The 17,240-nt window shown below is 66.4% G+C and carries 13 protein-coding genes and 1 pseudogene; 4 read left to right on the forward strand and 10 right to left on the reverse strand.

Annotation, left to right across the window (positions count from 1 at the left end; genetic code table 11):
* Nucleotides 1-590, reverse strand: a 590-nt coding sequence (locus HB724_RS04805; RefSeq protein WP_213979775.1) for a Pvc16 family protein, incomplete at its 3' end; no start/stop codon positions are given.
* Nucleotides 590-904: a hypothetical protein gene (locus HB724_RS04810; protein ID WP_213979776.1), complete on the reverse strand. Its 315-nt coding sequence runs from the start codon at nucleotides 902-904 to the stop codon at nucleotides 590-592. The genes HB724_RS04805 and HB724_RS04810, both read right to left, overlap by 1 nt.
* A gap of 418 nt (nucleotides 905-1,322) precedes the next feature.
* On the opposite strand from HB724_RS04810, the gene HB724_RS04815 reads away from it, so the two are divergent.
* The gene (locus HB724_RS04815; protein ID WP_213979777.1) at nucleotides 1,323-2,012 is read left to right on the forward strand and encodes a response regulator transcription factor; all 690 of its coding nucleotides are present in this window, start codon (nucleotides 1,323-1,325) and stop codon (nucleotides 2,010-2,012) included.
* Here HB724_RS04815 and HB724_RS04820 read toward each other — a convergent pair.
* From HB724_RS04820 to HB724_RS04850, 7 genes and pseudogenes are all read right to left on the reverse strand, one after another.
* A pseudogene (locus HB724_RS04820) lies at nucleotides 2,009-3,039 on the reverse strand (2-hydroxyacid dehydrogenase). The gene HB724_RS04815 and the pseudogene HB724_RS04820 overlap by 4 nt on opposite strands.
* A 10-nt stretch (nucleotides 3,040-3,049) precedes the next feature.
* Nucleotides 3,050-3,406 (reverse strand): response regulator, encoded by a 357-nt coding sequence (locus tag HB724_RS04825; protein WP_213979778.1) that lies wholly within the window; start codon nucleotides 3,404-3,406, stop codon nucleotides 3,050-3,052.
* Entirely contained in the window at nucleotides 3,403-5,550 is a 2,148-nt protein-coding gene (locus HB724_RS04830; RefSeq protein ID WP_213979779.1) for a PAS domain S-box protein, read from the reverse strand. Before HB724_RS04830 ends, HB724_RS04825 begins: the two co-directional genes overlap by 4 nt.
* A 331-nt stretch (nucleotides 5,551-5,881) precedes the next feature.
* Nucleotides 5,882-6,601: a 3'(2'),5'-bisphosphate nucleotidase CysQ gene (locus HB724_RS04835; RefSeq protein WP_213979780.1), complete on the reverse strand. Its 720-nt coding sequence runs from the start codon at nucleotides 6,599-6,601 to the stop codon at nucleotides 5,882-5,884.
* Nucleotides 6,598-8,511: a sulfate adenylyltransferase subunit CysN gene (gene cysN, locus HB724_RS04840; RefSeq protein ID WP_213979781.1), complete on the reverse strand. Its 1,914-nt coding sequence runs from the start codon at nucleotides 8,509-8,511 to the stop codon at nucleotides 6,598-6,600. Before cysN ends, HB724_RS04835 begins: the two co-directional genes overlap by 4 nt.
* Before the next feature lie 163 nt (nucleotides 8,512-8,674).
* A complete protein-coding gene (gene cysD / locus HB724_RS04845; protein ID WP_213979874.1) occupies nucleotides 8,675-9,619 on the reverse strand; it encodes a sulfate adenylyltransferase subunit CysD in 945 nt (314 codons plus the stop codon).
* A gap of 80 nt (nucleotides 9,620-9,699) precedes the next feature.
* Nucleotides 9,700-11,016, reverse strand: coding sequence for a nucleotide sugar dehydrogenase (locus HB724_RS04850; protein WP_213979782.1), 1,317 nt, complete (start codon nucleotides 11,014-11,016; stop codon nucleotides 9,700-9,702).
* Between the two features lie 425 nt (nucleotides 11,017-11,441).
* Here HB724_RS04850 and HB724_RS04855 point away from each other — a divergent pair, with 425 nt between their 5' ends.
* From HB724_RS04855 to HB724_RS04865, 3 genes are all read left to right on the forward strand, one after another.
* Nucleotides 11,442-12,881 carry an EAL domain-containing protein gene (locus HB724_RS04855; RefSeq protein WP_256731331.1) on the forward strand — a complete coding sequence of 480 codons (1,440 nt, stop codon included), beginning with the start codon at nucleotides 11,442-11,444 and terminating at the stop codon, nucleotides 12,879-12,881.
* Nucleotides 12,878-15,334, forward strand: a complete 2,457-nt coding sequence (locus HB724_RS04860; RefSeq protein ID WP_213979783.1) for an ATP-binding protein — start codon at nucleotides 12,878-12,880, stop codon at nucleotides 15,332-15,334. Before HB724_RS04855 ends, HB724_RS04860 begins: the two co-directional genes overlap by 4 nt.
* Nucleotides 15,335-15,400: 66 nt before the next feature.
* Nucleotides 15,401-15,790: a response regulator gene (locus HB724_RS04865; RefSeq protein WP_213979784.1), complete on the forward strand. Its 390-nt coding sequence runs from the start codon at nucleotides 15,401-15,403 to the stop codon at nucleotides 15,788-15,790.
* Nucleotides 15,791-15,909: 119 nt separating this feature from the next.
* Here the strand turns inward: HB724_RS04865 and HB724_RS04870 are convergent, their stop codons facing one another.
* Nucleotides 15,910-17,190, reverse strand: coding sequence for an MFS transporter (locus HB724_RS04870; protein ID WP_213979785.1), 1,281 nt, complete (start codon nucleotides 17,188-17,190; stop codon nucleotides 15,910-15,912).
* Nucleotides 17,191-17,240: the final 50 nt, after the last annotated feature.

Consider the following 17,240-nt stretch of genomic DNA (forward strand, 5'->3'; position numbering starts at 1 on the left):
GGGGGGGGGGGGGGCCGGGGGGGCCGGGGGGGGGGGGGGGGGGGGGGGGGGGGGGCGGCGGGGGGGAGGGGGGAGGGGGGGGGGGGGGGGGGGGGGAGAGGGCGGGGGGGGGGGGGGGGCGTGGTGGGGCGGTCCCACAGCGTCAACTGATCGGGGATCGAGAGCGGCTCGTTCACCAGCTCCAGTCCCTCGGGCTGGGCGAACAGGTCGCTGTCGGCCAGCGCATTGTTGAGCCGGGTCGCGAGCAGCGGCCCGAAATCCTCGATCGCGCGGAGCATCCAGCCAAACAGCCGCTGCTGCCGGTCCGCCTTGTCCGCGAAGGGCACGATCAGATAGCTCAGGTCGACCGGGAAGGAGGGCTTGAAACGCCGACCCAGCGCGTCGATCCGCGGACCCGGATTGCGGCGGCCGGTATTGGGCGTGACCCGCCACAGGAACAGCGCGATCCCGTCCTTCATCGGATCGTGGAAGTCCTTGGGCTGATAGGCTTCCACGTTCAGCGATCCGCCCAGCCCCGATCCGGCATAGCGCTCGCGCAGCATGTCGGCGATCGTGGTGGTGACGGCGGAGATCGCGCGGAAATCGGCCATCAGCTTGTCCCCCGCGGCCGCCGGAGGAGCTGGCGCATCTGCTCGATCGTGTCGGCGTCAAGCGCGATGCGCCGCTGGAGGACGGTGAGCAAAGTGCCCTCCCGTCCGCTTTCGGCAAGCGCGAAGACGCTGATCGATCGCGCCGCGAGCAGCGGTCGGGCGGCGGGATCGTCCTCGCGCAGGATCAGCACGTTGGCGCCGCTCTCCTGCGCGGCCAGGATCGGATCGGCGCCGGGCTCGACACGGCCCACGAGTCGCGCATCGGAAAAGGTGCTCAGCATCTGCGAGACGACCTCGCCGAGCATGTTGGGCATCGCGCCGAGCTGAATCCTGACGGCAATGGCACCCTCCAATTGCGAGCAGGAGGGGCGTATCAGGGGGAATTCGTCTCACCCATGGGCCGATTGGTCGCAAGACGGCCCGGGCCGGATTGGGTTGACGGCGTTTCTGAAATGTGTCCGTTTTGGCGGCTAATTGCCTGCAAACGCTTCCTGGGACATGGTCAATGGGCCGGATGGCCCAGGCCGAATCCAGCCGGTTCCGGCGGAGCATGCCCCCCATAAGGCACGGTTGCATCGCCTTCCGACTTTCGTAAACATGCAGCCGTCAGGTCGCAGCCGGCGCGCCGAAGTCCAGACAGTTCAGGCCGTCATCAACAGCGTGAGCGTTCGCGCCGTGAGAATCCGCCTGGCGGGTCGGCGGCGCGGTGCGGCATTCGCGCACATCGGGAGAGTGGCCCTGGGCCGCGGGACGGTGCTGCAGATGTACGACATTCGAATCGCCGGCGCGTTGGAGCGGCCTCGGATACTCGTGGTGAGCGAGGTATTGCTCTATCGGGAGGGTGTGGCCGGCGGACTGGCGCAGGCCGGCCGGTTTCGCGTCGTCGGCGCGGTCGGCGCGAGCGAGGTGCTGGCGGTGCTCACCGCCGAGCCGGTCGACGTCATCCTGCTCGACGCGTCCGAGCTCGATGCCCTGGAGATCGCGCGCGCGCTCCAGGCGCATGACAAGGCCGTGCCCGTGGTCGGCTTCGGCATCAGTTGCGATGCCAACAGCCTCGCCTGTGCCGAGGCGGGGTTGAAGGGTTTTGTCGGCCGCAACGGATCGATCCTCGATCTCACCCAGGCCGTCGAGCGGGCGCTGGCGGGCGAGGTGCTGTGCTCCAGCCGCCTGGCGGCCTTGCTGTGCGAGCGGATCGCGTCGCTCGCGGGCACGCGCCCAAGCGATGATGCCTCGCCGCTCACCCGGCGCGAGCAAGAGATCGCCCGGCTAGTCGCCGAGGGCCTGTCGAACAAGGAGATCGCGATCGAGCTCAAGATCGGCCCGGCGACGGTGAAGAACCATATCCACAGCATCCTGGAAAAGCTGCGGGTGAGCCGCCGCAGCGCCATCTCCACCCGCCTGCGCCGGCAGGAGGCATATTAGGGGCGCATTGGATCCTGGCGCACGATCACCCGGCTCGCCGTCACGCGATTGGCCAGCGGCCGGCCCGCCTCGGCATCGCTCAGGCTTTGCAGCGTCGTCTCGGCGATCGCGGCCAGCGCCTCTTCGGTCAGGAACGCCTGGTGCCCCGTGACCAGCACGTTGGAGAAGGTCAGCAGCCGCTGGAACACGTCGTCCTCGATGATCTCGTTCGAGAGATCCTCGAAGAACAGGTCGGCCTCCTGCTCATAGACGTCGAGCGCCACGCCGCCCACCTTGCGCGACTTGAGGCCGTCGATCAGCGCCGAAGTATCGATCAGCGCCCCGCGGCTCGTATTGACGATCAGCACGCCGGGCCGGGCACGCTCGATCGCGGCGGCATCGATCACATGATGCGTATCGGGCGTTAGCGGGCAATGCAGCGTGACGATGTCGGCTTCGGCCAGCAGCCGGTCGCGCCGCACATAGCGGACGCCGGCTGCGACAAGCTCCGCATCCTCCACCACGTCTGGGCCAGCACGTCGCAGCCGAAGCCCAGCCGCAGTGTCTTCGCCACCAGCGCGCCGATCCGCCCGGTGCCGATCACGCCAGCCGTCCGGCCGCTTAGGTTGCGCCCGATCAGTCCCTCCAGCGCGAAGTTGTTCTCGCGCACCCGCGCCCAGGCGCGATGGATGTTGCGATCCACCGCCAGCAGCAGCCCGATCGTGAATTCGGCCACCGCCTCGGGCGAATAGGCAGGCACGCGAACCACATCCACGCCCAGCCGTTCCGCGGCGCGCAGATCGATATTGTTGTAGCCCGCGCAGCGCAGCGCGACGATCCGCACGCCATGCGCGGCAAGGGCTTCGAGCACCGCCGCATCGAGCCGGTCGTTGACGAACACGCAGACCGCGTCATGCCCTTCGGCAAGCGCCACCGTGCTCGCGTCCAGCCGGGGCTCGAAATAGGTCAGGCGATGATCGAGCCCGCGATTCGCGGCGTCGAGGAAGCGTCGGTCATAGGTCTTGGTCGCGAAGACGGCGACATGCATGCCCGTCCTTTCAGCCGATCAGCACTCTCAGTAGCGCCTCGATGTCCCGCTCGCCATAGGGCTTCTCGACCAGCGGCGCCTCGTCGATGAACCCCTCCGGCGCGGCGCCATAGCCGCTGGCGAAGGCGAAGGGCACGCCGCGGCCGCGCAGCATCTCGGCGATGGGCGTGCTGCGCTCGCCCGCCAGGTTGATGTCGATGATCGCGGCGTCCAGCGCCTCGTTCTCGGCGAGCGCCAGCCCCTCGGACAGCCTGCCCGCCGGGCCGATGGCGATGCAGCCGAGCGCGTCCAATATGTCTTCCAGGCACATCGCGATGATCGGCTCGTCCTCCACCACCAGCACGCGGATCGGGCCGAACGGGCTCATTCGGCACTCTCGGGCAACGGCGCATCGACCGTGCAGACCAGCCCCTCGGGCCGAAAATCGATCGTCACGGTGCCTGCCAGTTCGGCCGCGAGCCCGCGCTCGATCATCCGCGTGCCGAAGCCGCGCCGCGTCGGCTCTACCACTTCGGGGCCCCCCTGTTCCTCCCACACCAGCGAGAATCGCGCCGATCCGCCGCGCGGGACGCGGGCCCAGCGGATCGCGACGCGCCCTTCCGGCCGCGAGAGCGCGCCATGCTTGACCGCGTTGGTCGCCAGCTCGTGGATCGCCAGCGCCAGGCTGATCGCGGTCTTGGGAACGATGGTGAGATCGGGGCCGTCGAGCGTGAAGCGGCCTTCCTTGCCGCCATAGGGAGCGATCGCGTCGCCGATGATCCGGGTCATCGATACGGCACCCCAATGCTCGCGGGTGAGCAGATTGTGCGCCTCTGACAGCGCCGCCAGCCTTCCCTCGAACGCGCGCCGCGCGATGGCGGGATCGGAATCATCCTTGAAGCTCTGGTTCGCGATCCCCTGGACGATCGCCAGCGTGTTCTTCACGCGATGGTTGAGCTCGTTCACCAGCAGCCGCAGATGCGCCTCGTTGCGCTTGGCCTCGGTCATGTCGCGGGCGATCGCGTGCAGGCCCGTCGGATTGCCCTCGGCATCGGCGGTGAGCTGCGAATTGACTTCCCAGACGAGCTGGCGGCCGTCGCGCGCGCGGATGTTGAGCATGAACCGGGTCGTGCCGCCATCGGCCAGTTTCCGGTCGAACGCCTCCATGCTCAGCGCATATTGATCGGCGTCCATGAACTCGGCGATCGAGCGGCCGATCACCTCGTCCTCGCGATAGCCGAGCGCGGTCAGCACGGCGGGATTCACCGATGTGATCTTCTGGTCCAGCGTCGTGGTTATCAGGAAGTCGTTGGCCTGTTCGAAGATCGTGCGGAAACGCTCCTCGCTGTCGCGCAGTTCGCCTTCGGCGCGCTTGCGGTCGGTGACGTCGAACGAGACCCCGACGAATCGGCTCGGCCGCTCGTCGAGATAGTCGATGCGGCTGCCATGGCTCTGCAGCCAGCGCTCGGCCTTGGTGTCCGCGCGGCAGATGCGGTATTCGATCGTATAGGGAATGCCCAGGCGGATGCAGCGCAGCGCCGTATCGCGGACCGTCGCCAGATCGTCGGGATGGATGCGGTCGAGCCAATCGTCGAAGCTGCCCCGGTTGTCCGCGCGGCGCGGCATGCCGAGCAGGTCGAAGCGATTGGGCGACCATTCGCCCTCCATCGTCTCCAGGTCGAGCTCCCAGGCGGCCATGCCGGCGCTCTCGGTGGCGAGGCGCAGGCTCTCCTCGCTCTTGCGCAGCGCCGCCTCGGCCTCGCGCCGGTGCGTCACGTCGATCGTCACCGCCAGCACACCGAACGGCTTGCCGTCGGGGCGTCGGATCACCGATACCGAATTGCTGACCCAGACGACGCCGCCGTCCTTGCGGACATAGCGTTTCTCATGCGTGTAGGGCGTGCCGTCGCGCACCGCCCGCTCGAACAGACCCAGGTTGCGGCCGAGATCGTCGGGATGCGTGATCGACTGCATCGATCGACCGATCAGCTCCTCGCGGCGCCATCCCGCGATCTCGCAGAAACGGTCGTTGACCAGGGTGAACCTGCCCTCCAGATCGACCTGGCCGAAGCCCGCCGTCGCCTGGCTGATGAAGGCCGAGAGCTGCACCTCGCGCTCGCGCAGCGACAGTTCCGCCGTCTTCGCCTCGGTAATGTCGTGCGCGACGCCGATGAAGCCGATATGCCGCCCCTGCGCGTCCCATCGTGGCGACGAGGTCGAGTGCAGCCAGCGCCATTCGCCCTTGCTGCTGCGGTATCGGCCTTCGAGCTCGAAGGTCTTCAGGCTCGCCTCGCCCGCGATCGATTCGCCCAGCAGTCGCGGCGCATCGTCCGGATGGATGATCGTGCGCCAGTCGAATTCGAGCGCTTCGGCATAGGATACGCCCAGGAACTCGACATAGGCGCGGTTGACGAAGCTGCGCTTGCGATCGAGCCGCGTCACCCACACTGCCACCGGCGCGCTGTCCGCTATCAGGCGAAACTCGTCTTCCCCGACGGGAAGTGGTTCATGGCCCGCCTGCGTTTCGATCATGGGGTTTGGCGCACTCGAAGAGGCATCGACGTGCAACCTAAACGGTATGTGCCTTGAATCAACGGCGAAACGCCGGGCCTTCCCCGGCCGAATGCGCGGAGAGGAGTTTCAAGCCGAAGCCGCAAGAGGGATCGTCAGCGGCTTCGGCTTGCTCCCCGGGGCGGCAACCCGTTCCGGTTTGCAGAACGGACGCGTGGCGCCCGCGATACTGGCAAGGGCTTCCGGGAGGGAGGAAGCGCCCCGCAAGAGCGCGTCTAGACGCGCCGGGCGCCGCTCTTCATTCAGATATTCCCCATTCCGGGAAATCCCTATGCCGTGTTCGGGGCCGCGCTCAGGCGTGGCAGCCGCGCACCGTCTCCAGCACCCGCTCGGCCCATTCCCTGCGGCAGATCAGCAGGTCGGGGATCTCGGTGCCCCTGCGGTTGTAGACGATCGGCGATCCGTCGATCCGCGAGGCATGCAGCCCGGCCGCGAGCGCGACCGCGACCGGCGCGCAATTGTCCCATTGGTGCTGGCCGCCGGAGTGGAGATAGATCTCGGCCTCGCCGCGTACCACCGCCATCGCCTTGGCGCCCGCCGATCCCATGCCGAGATGGATCGCGCCGATCCTTTCCCCCACATCCGCGCACAGCTTGCTCGGCCGCGAGCGGCTGACCAGCATCCGCGGCGGGACGTGCGCCGGCGGCAGCGGGGGAGGGGCATCGCTGGAAATGGTGCAGCCGAGCCGAGGCAGCGCGACCGCGCCCACCGCCGCCCTGCCGTCGATCGCGAGCGCGACATGCACCGCCCAGTCCTCGCGCCGCTCGCCGAACTCGCGCGTGCCGTCGAGCGGATCGATGATCCACACGCGGCTGTGGTGGAGGCGGTCGAGATCGTCGATGGATTCCTCCGAAAGGATCGCATCGTCGGGCCGCGCAGCGCGCAGTCGATCGAGGATCAGCGTGTTGGCCTCGCGGTCGCCCCGCGCGCCGTCGGCGGAATTGCCCTGGATCTTGAGCAACAGCTTGCCAGCCTCGGTGGCCAGTTCGCGGGCGAGTTCCGCATCGGTCAAATCACCGGACTCCAGGTGCCCATGATCGCTTCCACGATCCGCTCGGCCGCCGCCTCGGGCGTTTCCCTGGTGGTGTCGACGCGTATCTCGGGGTTTTCCGGCGCCTCATAAGGGCTGGAGATGCCGGTGAAATTGGCGATCTCGCCGGCGCGTGCCTTGCGGTAGAGGCCCTTCACGTCGCGCGCCTCGGCCAGCTCCAGTGGCGTATCGACGAAGATCTCGAAGAATTCACCTTCCGGGAGCATGGACCGCACCATATCGCGCTCGGCGCGGAAGGGCGAGATGAATGCGGTCAGCACGATCAGGCCCGCATCGGTCATCAGCTTGGCGACTTCGCCCACGCGGCGGATATTCTCGATCCGGTCCTGATCGGTGAAGCCCAGGTCGCGATTGAGCCCGTGGCGGACATTGTCGCCGTCGAGCAGGAAGCTGTGCTTGCCGAGCGCATGGAGCCGCTTCTCGACCAGGTTGGCGATGGTCGACTTGCCCGATCCGGAGAGCCCGGTGAACCACAGCAGGCGCGGCTTCTGCCCCTTTTGCTGGGCATGCGCCTCGCGCGTGATCTCGATCGCCTGCCAATGGACGTTCTGCGCGCGGCGCAGTGCGAAGTGGAGCATGCCCGCCGCCACGGTGGCGTTGGTCAGCTTGTCGATCAGGATGAAGCCGCCCAGATCGCGATTCTCGGCATAGGGCTCGAACACGATCGCGCGGTCGGTGGCGATCTCGGCGGTGCCGATATCGTTCAGGTGCAGCGTCTTGGCGGAGCCATGTGCCAGCGTGTTGACGTCGATCGCATGGTCGGGCGCGCGCACTACTGCGCTCACCATCTGGGTGCCGAGCTTGAGCCAATAGGCGCGGCCGGGGAGCAGCTCGGCTTGGTCCATCCAGACGATCGTCGCCTTGAACTGGTCGGACGCCTCGGGCGGGGCGTCGGCGATGGCGATCACGTCGCCGCGCGAGCAATCGATTTCATCGGCGAGCGTCAGCGTGACCGACTGGCCGGCGACAGCCTCGTTCAGATCGCCGTCCATCGTGACGATGCGGGCGATGCTGCTGGTCTTGCCCGAAGGGAGGATGCGCACCGCGTCGCCCGGGCGGACAGTGCCGCTGGAGATGAGGCCCGCGAAGCCGCGGAAATCGAGATTGGGGCGGTTCACCCATTGCACGGGCATCCGGAACGGCCTGGCCCGATCCGCCTCGGCATCGACGTCCACGCTCTCCAGATGCTCGATCAGCGCCGGGCCGGTGTACCAGGGCGTGTTCGGCGAAAGCGCGGTGATGTTGTCGCCCTTGAACCCCGAGATCGGGATCGCGGTGAAGCCGTCGATGCCGATCTCGCCGGCGAAGGCGCGATAGTCGGCGACGATCGCGTCGAACATTGCCCGGTCATAGCCGATCAGGTCCATCTTGTTCACCGCCAGCACGATGTGGCGGATGCCGATCAGATGCGCGAGATAGGAGTGCCGCCGCGTCTGGGTGAGCACGCCCTTGCGCGCGTCGATCAGGATCACGGCGAGATCGGCGGTCGAGGCGCCGGTCACCATGTTGCGGGTATATTGCTCGTGCCCCGGGGTATCCGCGACGATGAACTTGCGCTTCTCCGTCGCGAAGAAGCGATAGGCGACGTCGATCGTAATGCCCTGCTCGCGCTCGGCGGCGAGGCCGTCCACCAGCAGCGCGAAGTCGATCTCCTGGCCCTGGGTGCCCAGGCGCTTCGAATCGCTCTCCAGCGCGGAAAGCTGGTCCTCGAAGATCTGCTTCGAATCATAGAGCAGCCGTCCGATCAGCGTCGACTTGCCGTCGTCCACCGATCCGCAGGTGATGAAGCGCAGCAGCGTCTTGTTCTGGTGCTGGGCGAGATAGGCCGAAATGTCGGACGCGATGAGCGCGTCTGGGCGGTAGGAGGTCATGCGAATGCCTCCAAGCCGTCGGCCCGCGCTGAAAGCCCTCTCCCCTCTGGGGAGAGGGTTGGGAGAGGGGCAGTGCCGGCAAGGATGAAAGTCGAGAGTGCATCCCGCTCCCCCTCTCCCCGACCCTCTCCCCGGAGGGGAGAGGGAGTGAAGGCGCTCCCCATCAGAAATACCCCTCCTGCTTCTTCTTCTCCATGCTCGCCGTCTGATCGTGGTCGATCGCGCGGCCCTGGCGTTCGGAGGTGGTGGTGAGCAGCATCTCCTGGATCACCGCTTCCAGCGTGTCGGCCCGGCTCTCGACCGCGCCCGTCAGCGGATAGCAGCCGAGCGTGCGGAAACGGATCGAGCGCTCGACCGGCACTTCGCCCGGCCTCAGCCGGAAACGGTCGTCGTCCACCATCAGCAGCAGCCCGTCGCGCTCCACCGTCGGGCGCGGCGCGGCGAAATAGAGCGGCACGATCTCGATCCCCTCGGCCAGGATATACTGCCAGATGTCGAGTTCGGTCCAGTTGGAGAGCGGGAACACGCGGATGCTCTCGCCCCGGTTCTTGCGGGCATTATAGAGGTGCCACAGCTCCGGCCGCTGCTGCTTGGGATCCCAGCGATGGCTGGTGGTGCGGAACGAAAAGATGCGTTCCTTGGCCCGGCTCTTCTCCTCGTCGCGCCGCGCGCCGCCGAACGCCGCGTCGAAGCCGTATTTGTCGAGCGCCTGCTTGAGTCCCTCGGTCTTCCACAGGTCGGTATGCAGCCCGCCATGGTCGAAGGGGTTGATGCCCTTTTCCGCCGCTTCCGGATTATGGTGGACCAGCAGGTCCATCCCCGCATCCGCCGCGGCCTTGTCACGCAGGTCGTACATCGCGCGGAATTTCCAGGTCGTATCGACATGGAGCAGCGGGAAGGGCGGGGGCGTCGGGTAGAACGCCTTCTTCGCCAGGTGCAGCATCACCGCGCTGTCCTTGCCCACAGAATAGAGCATCACCGGCCGCTCGGCCTCGGCAACGACTTCGCGCAGGATGTGGATGCTCTCGGCTTCCAGCCGCTGGAGATGCGTGAGCGACGGCCGGGAAACCCCGTCTGTCGCGCCAATGCTCACGCTTTCGCCGTCCATGGTACTTCGATGCAGCATGGGCGGCGATTTAGGAAGGTGGGCGAGGAACGGCGATCTAGTTTATGTTTAGCGCCCGATAATCAGGCGACCGCCGGCTTGCCCACGCCGACCAGCTTCAGCCCCGCCCGCGCCGCCTCGGCCGGGGGATAGATATTGCGCAGGTCGACCAGCAGCGGCGCCTTCATGATGCTTGCGATGCGGCCGAGATCGAGCGCGCGGAAGGCATCCCATTCGGTGACGATCACCAGCGCATCGGCGCCGTCCGCCGCCGCATAGGCGCTTTCGGAGAATTCGACGCCGTTCAGCAGCGGCCGCGCCTGCTCGAAGCCCTCGGGGTCGTATGCCTTCACCGTCGCGCCCGCATCCTGCAGCGCGGCGATGATCGACAGGCTCGGCGCGTCGCGCATGTCGTCGGTGTTGGGCTTGAAGGTCAGGCCCAATATGCCGACCGTCTTGCCGCGCACGTCACCGCCCATCGCCTTGATGACCTTGCGGCCCATCGCGCGCTTGCGGGCGTCGTTCACCTGCACCGTGGCCTCGACGATGCGCAGCGGCGTCTCGTTGTCCGCCGCGGTCTTCATTAGCGCCAGCGTGTCCTTGGGGAAGCAGGAGCCGCCATAGCCGGGGCCGGCATGGAGGAACTTGGAGCCGATGCGGTTGTCCATGCCGATGCCGCGCGACACTTCCTGCACGTCGGCGCCCACCTGTTCGCAGAGATCGGCGATCTCGTTGATGAAGGTGATCTTGACCGCCAGGAAGGCATTGGCGGCATATTTGATCAGCTCGGAGGTGCGCCGCCCGACGAACAGCAACGGCGCATTCTGGTTGAGCGACAGCGGGCGATAGATGGCGCGCATCACTTCGCGCGCGCCTTCGTCGTCGGTGCCCAGCACGACGCGGTCCGGGCGCTTGAAATCCTCGATCGCCGCGCCTTCGCGCAGGAATTCGGGATTGGAGACCACCTGCGCGCCGCTGTCCGGCGCCACCTCGGCGATGATCCGCTCGACTTCGTCGCCGGTACCCACCGGCACGGTCGACTTGGTGACGATCACGCTGGCCTTGGTCAGGTTCTCGGCGATCTCGCGCGCCGCGGCGAAGACATAGGAGAGATCGGCATGGCCGTCGCCGCGCCGGCTGGGCGTGCCGACCGCGATGAACACCGCATCGGCATCCTTCACGCCTTCGGCCAGGTCGGTGGTGAACGAAAGCCGCCCCGCCTTGACGTTGCTGGCGACCAGTTCGGCCAGGCCGGGCTCGTAGATCGGCATCACATTCTGATGCAGCAGTTCGATCTTGCGCGAATCCTTGTCGACGCAGACGACCTCATGCCCGAAATCCGAGAAGCAGGCGCCCGAAACCAGGCCGACATAGCCGGTGCCGATCATAGCAATACGCACGGAGAATCCCCTGTAGCTAGGTTGCTGCGCTCTTAGCCTAACTTCGCCGCGCGGCAACCCGGCGATGCGTCCCGCTGCCGGGACACCGGGCACGAAAAAGCCCGCAAGTTGCGGGCGGAAAAGGTGAAAATGAACCGTCCGGGCCGGTCAGCGTGCCTCCGACATCGAAGACGCTTCACCGCCGGCCCGGAAGTAGCGATCGGTTAGAACGGACGAATGGTTTCGCCGCTCACGCCATCGCGGAACAGAATGCTGAACGCGAACATTTTTATTCTCCCATCGTGCGCAGCGATGCGCAATCGTTTCGTTAATGTAAAATTAACCCTCAAGCAATCCGGAAAACTGCGGAGGGAGGCGGTTAACCCTCTGGCAAAGCGCGTTCCGTTTACCATTCGTTGAGCCTCTTTAAGGTACCGCTTGGATAGATGTCGGCACGGATCGAGCCTTCGACGCCCTCGGGCAGCACTTCGCGCGTGCCGGCGAATCCCGCCGGTGCCGTCGAACACGCGGATCACGAAGCCGCGGGCGCATCGCGCGACCGGCTGGTCGATACGGCAATGCCTCTACAGGCCCGCAGGCGCATTCCCTGGCAGCGCACCAGCGATGATCGCCGCGCCGACCATGGTCTGTGGAGCGTTCTCTGCCAGTGCGAGATCGCCAATTTCGCGATGCTGCGCCGGCATCTGGGCCGACCCCGCGCGGATGCGCTGGTGCTCGACGTCGGCCATGTCGTCACCAGCCTGTGCCCGGATGCGCGGATCGTCACTGCGGGGCGTTCGCTGATCGAATTCGCGTTCGAATGCGACACGCCCGAAGCCGCCGCGGCCGAAGTCGAAAAGATACGCAAGGCCCTGCTGGGCCCGCTCGACCTCGAAGGCGAGCGCTATCAGTTTCAGATGCATTTCGGTGCCGCCGCGGCACCGGCGGGCGACGGGGACGATGTCCGCTTGACCGAAGCAGCCGAATCGGCGCTGGATCAGGCCCGCACCGACGGGCGCGTGGTGATGCTCGATCTGTCGCGCACCGATCTGGCCTTCGATCGCCTCACGCTGATGCGCGAGCTGCCGCGCGCGATCGCCAATGGCGAGATGTTCCTGCAATATCAGCCCAAGGTGCATGTCCGCCGCCAGCAGATCGCCAGTGCCGAGGCGCTGGTGCGCTGGCAGCATCCCGTGCGCGGCCTGATCCTGCCGGGCGACTTCATCTCGGTCGCCGAACAGGCGGGCGAGATCGGCGCACTCACGCTCTGGGCGCTGCGCCAGGTCATTACCGACCAGAAGCTGCTCGCGGCCGACGGCCATGACATGCCGCTGTTCATCAACATCTCGGGCATGCTCCTCGCCGATGCCGGCTTCGTTGCCGAGACGTGCGAGATCATCGCCCAGAACCGCGACGCCAAGCTCGGCTTCGAGATTACCGAGACTGCGGTGATCCGCGATCCCGAAAGCGCGATCCGGCATCTCCAGATGTTCGCGGACGCCGGCGTCACGCTGGCGATCGACGATTATGGCGCGGGCCTCTCCTCGCTGGCCTATCTCAAGCAGCTCCCCGCCAAGGAGCTCAAGATCGACAAGATGTTCGTGATGCAGCTCACCTCGAGCAATCGCGATCCGCTGATCGTCCGCTCGACGATCGATCTCGCCCATGCGCTCGAGATGGAAGTGACTGCGGAAGGGGTGGAGACGCCCTCTGCGCTGGCGCTGCTCAGCGTGATGGGCTGCGACATGGTCCAGGGTTTCCTGATCTCGCGTCCCATCGCCATCGATGCCTTCCGCGCCTATCTGACGCAGGAGGGTCACCTCACCGCGACGGGAGGTCTCCAGCCGTCGTTCACCCGGCCCGAAAGCTTCTGGAAGCGCGCGTGATCCGCGCGACCCGGCATTTTACGCTCTTGCTGGCTCTGTGGTTTGGCGCGGCTGCGACGTCCGCGCATGCGGCGGATGCGCAGTTTCCGCAGCCGCTGGAGGCTGCCTTTGCACGCACCAAGGACGCCATGGTCGCCGAGCCCAGCGAAGCATTTCGCGAAGTCGCGAAGGCGGAGATTCTGGCACGCAACCTCACCGATCCGCACCAGCGCACCATCGCTCTTGCCACCGTGCGTTGGCTCGCAGGTGAGGCCAGGTTGCGCGACGATGCACCGGACAAGGCCGCGCCCCTGCTCGCCGACGGTCTGCGGCTGATCGCTCCGATCACGAAGCCGTTGAAGCTGCGCGGCGATCTGCTGATGTCGCAGGGTGCATTCTACATGCAGCGTGCTCAGGCCGTGGAAGCGCTGACGAACTTCCAGGATGCCTATCGTATCTTCGGAGCAGTCAAGGAGCCGCGCAGCCAGTCGATCGCGCTGCAGAATATCGCGTCGCTTTATCTGAGCGCGAACGATACCTCTCGCGCTGAAGCCTATTATCGTCAGGCCGCCGAAGCTTATGACGGCGACCCGCTCATGTCCTTGTCGCTGCATAATAATATCGGCAGCGCCCTGATGGTGCTGGAACGCTATTCGCAGGCCGAGGAAGAGTTCGGCAAGGCGTTGGAGATCGCCCAGAAGCTCGGTAAACCGCTGCTCGAAGCGCGGATACTCGCAAACATCGGTCGCAATCGTGTGGAGTTGAAGCAGTTCGACGCGGCTGATCGCACGCTTTCCCGCGCCTTCGCGCTTGCCACCGGGCCGGATGCAGATTCGCTGCGCCGGCAGTTGTTCTCAACGGCGGCGCGCCTCGCCGCCGATCGCGGTGATTACAAGCGCGCCGCGGCCCTAATCCGCGAATGCTTCAAGGGGGTCGACCTCGCCACGACGACTGGCGCGTTCCGCAACGCGCATTTTTATGGGTATGAGATATATTCGAAGCTTGGCGACGATCGCCTCGCCCTCCGGCATCTAGAATCGCTCAAGCGGCTCAACGACGAATCCGCCAAGGTCGCGGTGACCACCGGCGCCGCGCTGATGGCGGCCCGCTTCAACTATGCCGAGCAGAAGGAGCATATCGCCACCCTGAAGGCCGAGGAGGCGCGGCGCACCGTCGAGTATCAGCGCACTCTGTTCCTCAGCCTGGGCGGCGCGACGCTGGTCGTGATCGCATTGCTCACCTTCGGCCTCATCACGATCCGCCGCAGCCGCAACCAGGTCCGCGACGCCAACGTCGTCCTGAACGAAACCAACATTGCCCTCGAAAAGGCATTGCAGGCCAAGACCGAGTTCCTGGCGACGACCAGCCATGAGATCCGCACCCCGCTGAACGGCATATTGGGCATGACCCAGGTGATGCTCGCCGATCCCAAGCTCCAGCCCCAACTGCGCGACCGGATCGGCATCGTCCACGGCGCCGGCATGACGATGCGCAGCCTGGTCGACGACATCCTCGACGTCGCCAAGATGGAGACGGGCAACCTCACCGTCGACAATGCGCCGATGGACCTGCGCGCGACGCTCACCGAAGTCACCCGTATCTGGGAGGAGCAGGCCCACGCCAAGGGCCTCGGCTTCCGCCTCGAGCTCACCCATGCCCCGACCTGGATCGAAAGCGATGCCGGGCGCCTGCGCCAGATCGTCTTCAACCTGCTTTCCAACGCGATCAAGTTCACCGAGCGTGGCAGCGTCACCGTCCGCGCGGTCGGGGAAGGCGAAGGCGATGCCCGCAGGCTCAAGCTGACGATCGCCGATACCGGCATTGGCATCCCCGCGGACAAGTTCGAGGAGATCTTCGAATCCTTCCGCCAGGTCGATGCCAGCACCACGCGCCAGTTCGGTGGCACGGGCCTGGGCCTCACCATCTGCCGCAACCTCGCCCGTGCGCTGGGCGGCGACATCGCGGTGGAGAGCAGGCCGGGCGAAGGCTCCAGCTTCACCATAGACCTGCCGCTCGTCCCCGCCGAGGCACCGGCCGAGGCCGCCGGCGGAGCGAAGGGCGGTGGTACGCTGCTGATCCTCGATCGCAATCCGATCGCGCGCAGCATGTTGCGCACCCTGTTCGAGCCGCGCGTGGCGCGGCTCGGCTTCGCGGCGAATGCCGAGGAAGCGATCGCGGCGATCGAATCCGGCGGCGTCACACGGCTGCTGATCGACGAAGCCACGCTCAAGGCCGGCGAAGGCGACCCTCTGGAAACATTGCGGAAACTTTGTACGTTGGGCGAGGGCATGGCCGCTGCGATTCTGTGGCTCAGGCCCGATGCCGAGACCAAGTTGCAGCTTCTGGACGCAGGGGTGGATCAGGTGTTAGAAAAGCCCATTGCTAGCGCTGCGCTTGTCGAGGCAGTCATTCCGGGGGGAAGTGAAAAATCGGCGGGAGGAGGGGCGGACCCGCTTGTTTCGCAGGCGGCTTAGCGCGATAGCACACCTAATGAAAAAGAAGGTCGCCCAGGTTTCCACGGTCCGCGCAGGCGGCCGTCGATGAATATCCTCTTCATCGAGGACGACCCGATGAACCGTCGGGTCGTGAAGGACATGCTCGACGTCGCGGGAGCGACGATGGCCGAGGCGTCCTGGGCCGAGGAGGGGCTTGCCCGCATCGATGCCGAGACGTTCGATGTCATCCTGGTCGATCTGCGCATGCCCGGCACCGACGGCTTCGAGACGATCCGCCGGATTCGCGGGCGCGGCGACGAAAAGGCCGAGCTTCCGATCATCGTGGTGACGGCGGATACCGCGGTCGACCTGCGCGAGCGCTGCCTCGCGATCGGCGCCGACGATGTGCTGTTCAAGCCGGTGGCGATGGACGCGCTGTTCGATTCGATCGGCCGCGTCCTGGCCGTCCGCGGCGGCGGAGGGATGATCCTTTAGCCGGGCAGGACTGCCCGCTTTCCCCGTCATCCCGGCGAAGGCCGGGATCCAGGGTTTCTCTGACGTGTCGCCCGTGACTCCTGGATCCCGGCCTTCGCCGGGATGACGGAGTGGGTGGGTCAGTCCTCCAATATCCGCGAATGCCGCGCAGTATCCCGCATCCCCAGATACGTCGCCAGCGACACCCCGATCATCGTAGTCACATACCAATAGAAGCCGCGCTCCCACCCCGCATCCTTGAACCACAGCGCCACATAAGGCGCCGTGCCTCCGAAGATCGCATTGGCGAGCGCATAGGGCAGCGCCACCCCCAGCGTGCGGATATGCGCGGGGAACAGTTCGGCCTTCACCACCGCGTTGATCGAAGTATAGCCGGTGACGACCACCAGCGCCCCGGTCATCAGCAGGAAGGCGGTCACCCCGTCGCGCACGCCCTCCAGCGCGACGAAGATCGGATAGGTGAGCGCCACGCCCAGCACGCCGAACCCCACCATCAGCGGCTTGCGCCCGATCCGGTCGGACAGCGCCCCCGCCAGCGGCTGGATCGCCATGAACACCAGCAGCGCCGCCGCGTTCACCTGCGTCGCCGCCGCATCCGAAAAGCCCGCGGTCTTCTTCAGGAACGCGATCGGATAGATCGTATAGGCATAGAAGGCGAGGGTGCCGCCGGCGGTCAGCAGCATCACTACCGCCGCCTCGCGCGGATGCTGGAGGAACAGCGCGCCGAAGCTCGATTTGTGGGCGGTGTCGCGGTTCGCATAGCTCTCGGTCTCGGCCAGCCGCCGCCGCAGCCAGAATACGAGCAGCGCCAGCACGCCGCCCACCGCGAACGGAATCCGCCAGCCCCACTCCTTCAGCGCCGCCTCGGGCATCGCCGCCTGGAGGATCAGCAGCACGACCAGCGCCACGAGTTGTCCCGAGATCAGCGTCACATATTGGAAGCTGGAGAAGAAGCCGCGATGCCTGCGCCCCGCCATCTCGGACAGATAGGTCGCGCTGGCCCCATATTCACCGCCCAGTGACAAGCCCTGGACCAGCCGCGCGACGATCAGCGAGGCGGTCGCCAGCCCGCCGATCTCGGCATAGCTCGGCGTCAGCGCGATCATCAGCGAGCCCAGGCACATCAGCGTCACTGACAGCGTCAGCCCGGCCTTGCGCCCGCGCCGGTCGCCATAGACGCCCATCAGCCACCCGCCGATCGGCCGCATGAAGAAGCCGATCGCGAACACCGCCCAGGCGTTCAGATCCTTGGAGGCATCGTTGCTGGGGAAATAATGCGGCGCCAGATAGCTGGCGAGCACGGCATAGGCATACCAGTCATACCATTCGACCAGATTGCCCGCCGATCCCCCCAGGATCGAGCGGAGCCGATGGCGGGGGGCGGGTGCGGATGGCGTCATCGGCGGCACTATACCAAGGCGTCGCCAGCCGGGAAGGGCGGGGCGGCGCC

Source organism: Sphingomonas sp. dw_22 (assembly GCF_018449795.1).
Taxonomy (GTDB): domain Bacteria; phylum Pseudomonadota; class Alphaproteobacteria; order Sphingomonadales; family Sphingomonadaceae; genus Sphingomonas.

Coding starts and splice junctions, on each gene's coding strand:
- HB724_RS04810 (WP_213979776.1), bottom strand. CDS start 904: ATGCCCAACATGCTCGGCGAGGTCGTCTCGCAGATGCTGAGCACCTTT.
- HB724_RS04825 (WP_213979778.1), bottom strand. CDS start 3,406: ATGAGCCCGTTCGGCCCGATCCGCGTGCTGGTGGTGGAGGACGAGCCG.
- HB724_RS04830 (WP_213979779.1), bottom strand. CDS start 5,550: ATGATCGAAACGCAGGCGGGCCATGAACCACTTCCCGTCGGGGAAGAC.
- cysN (WP_213979781.1), bottom strand. CDS start 8,511: ATGACCTCCTACCGCCCAGACGCGCTCATCGCGTCCGACATTTCGGCC.
- cysD (WP_213979874.1), bottom strand. CDS start 9,619: ATGGACGGCGAAAGCGTGAGCATTGGCGCGACAGACGGGGTTTCCCGG.
- HB724_RS04855 (WP_256731331.1), top strand. CDS start 11,442: ATGTCGGCACGGATCGAGCCTTCGACGCCCTCGGGCAGCACTTCGCGC.
- HB724_RS04865 (WP_213979784.1), top strand. CDS start 15,401: ATGAATATCCTCTTCATCGAGGACGACCCGATGAACCGTCGGGTCGTG.
- HB724_RS04870 (WP_213979785.1), bottom strand. CDS start 17,190: ATGACGCCATCCGCACCCGCCCCCCGCCATCGGCTCCGCTCGATCCTG.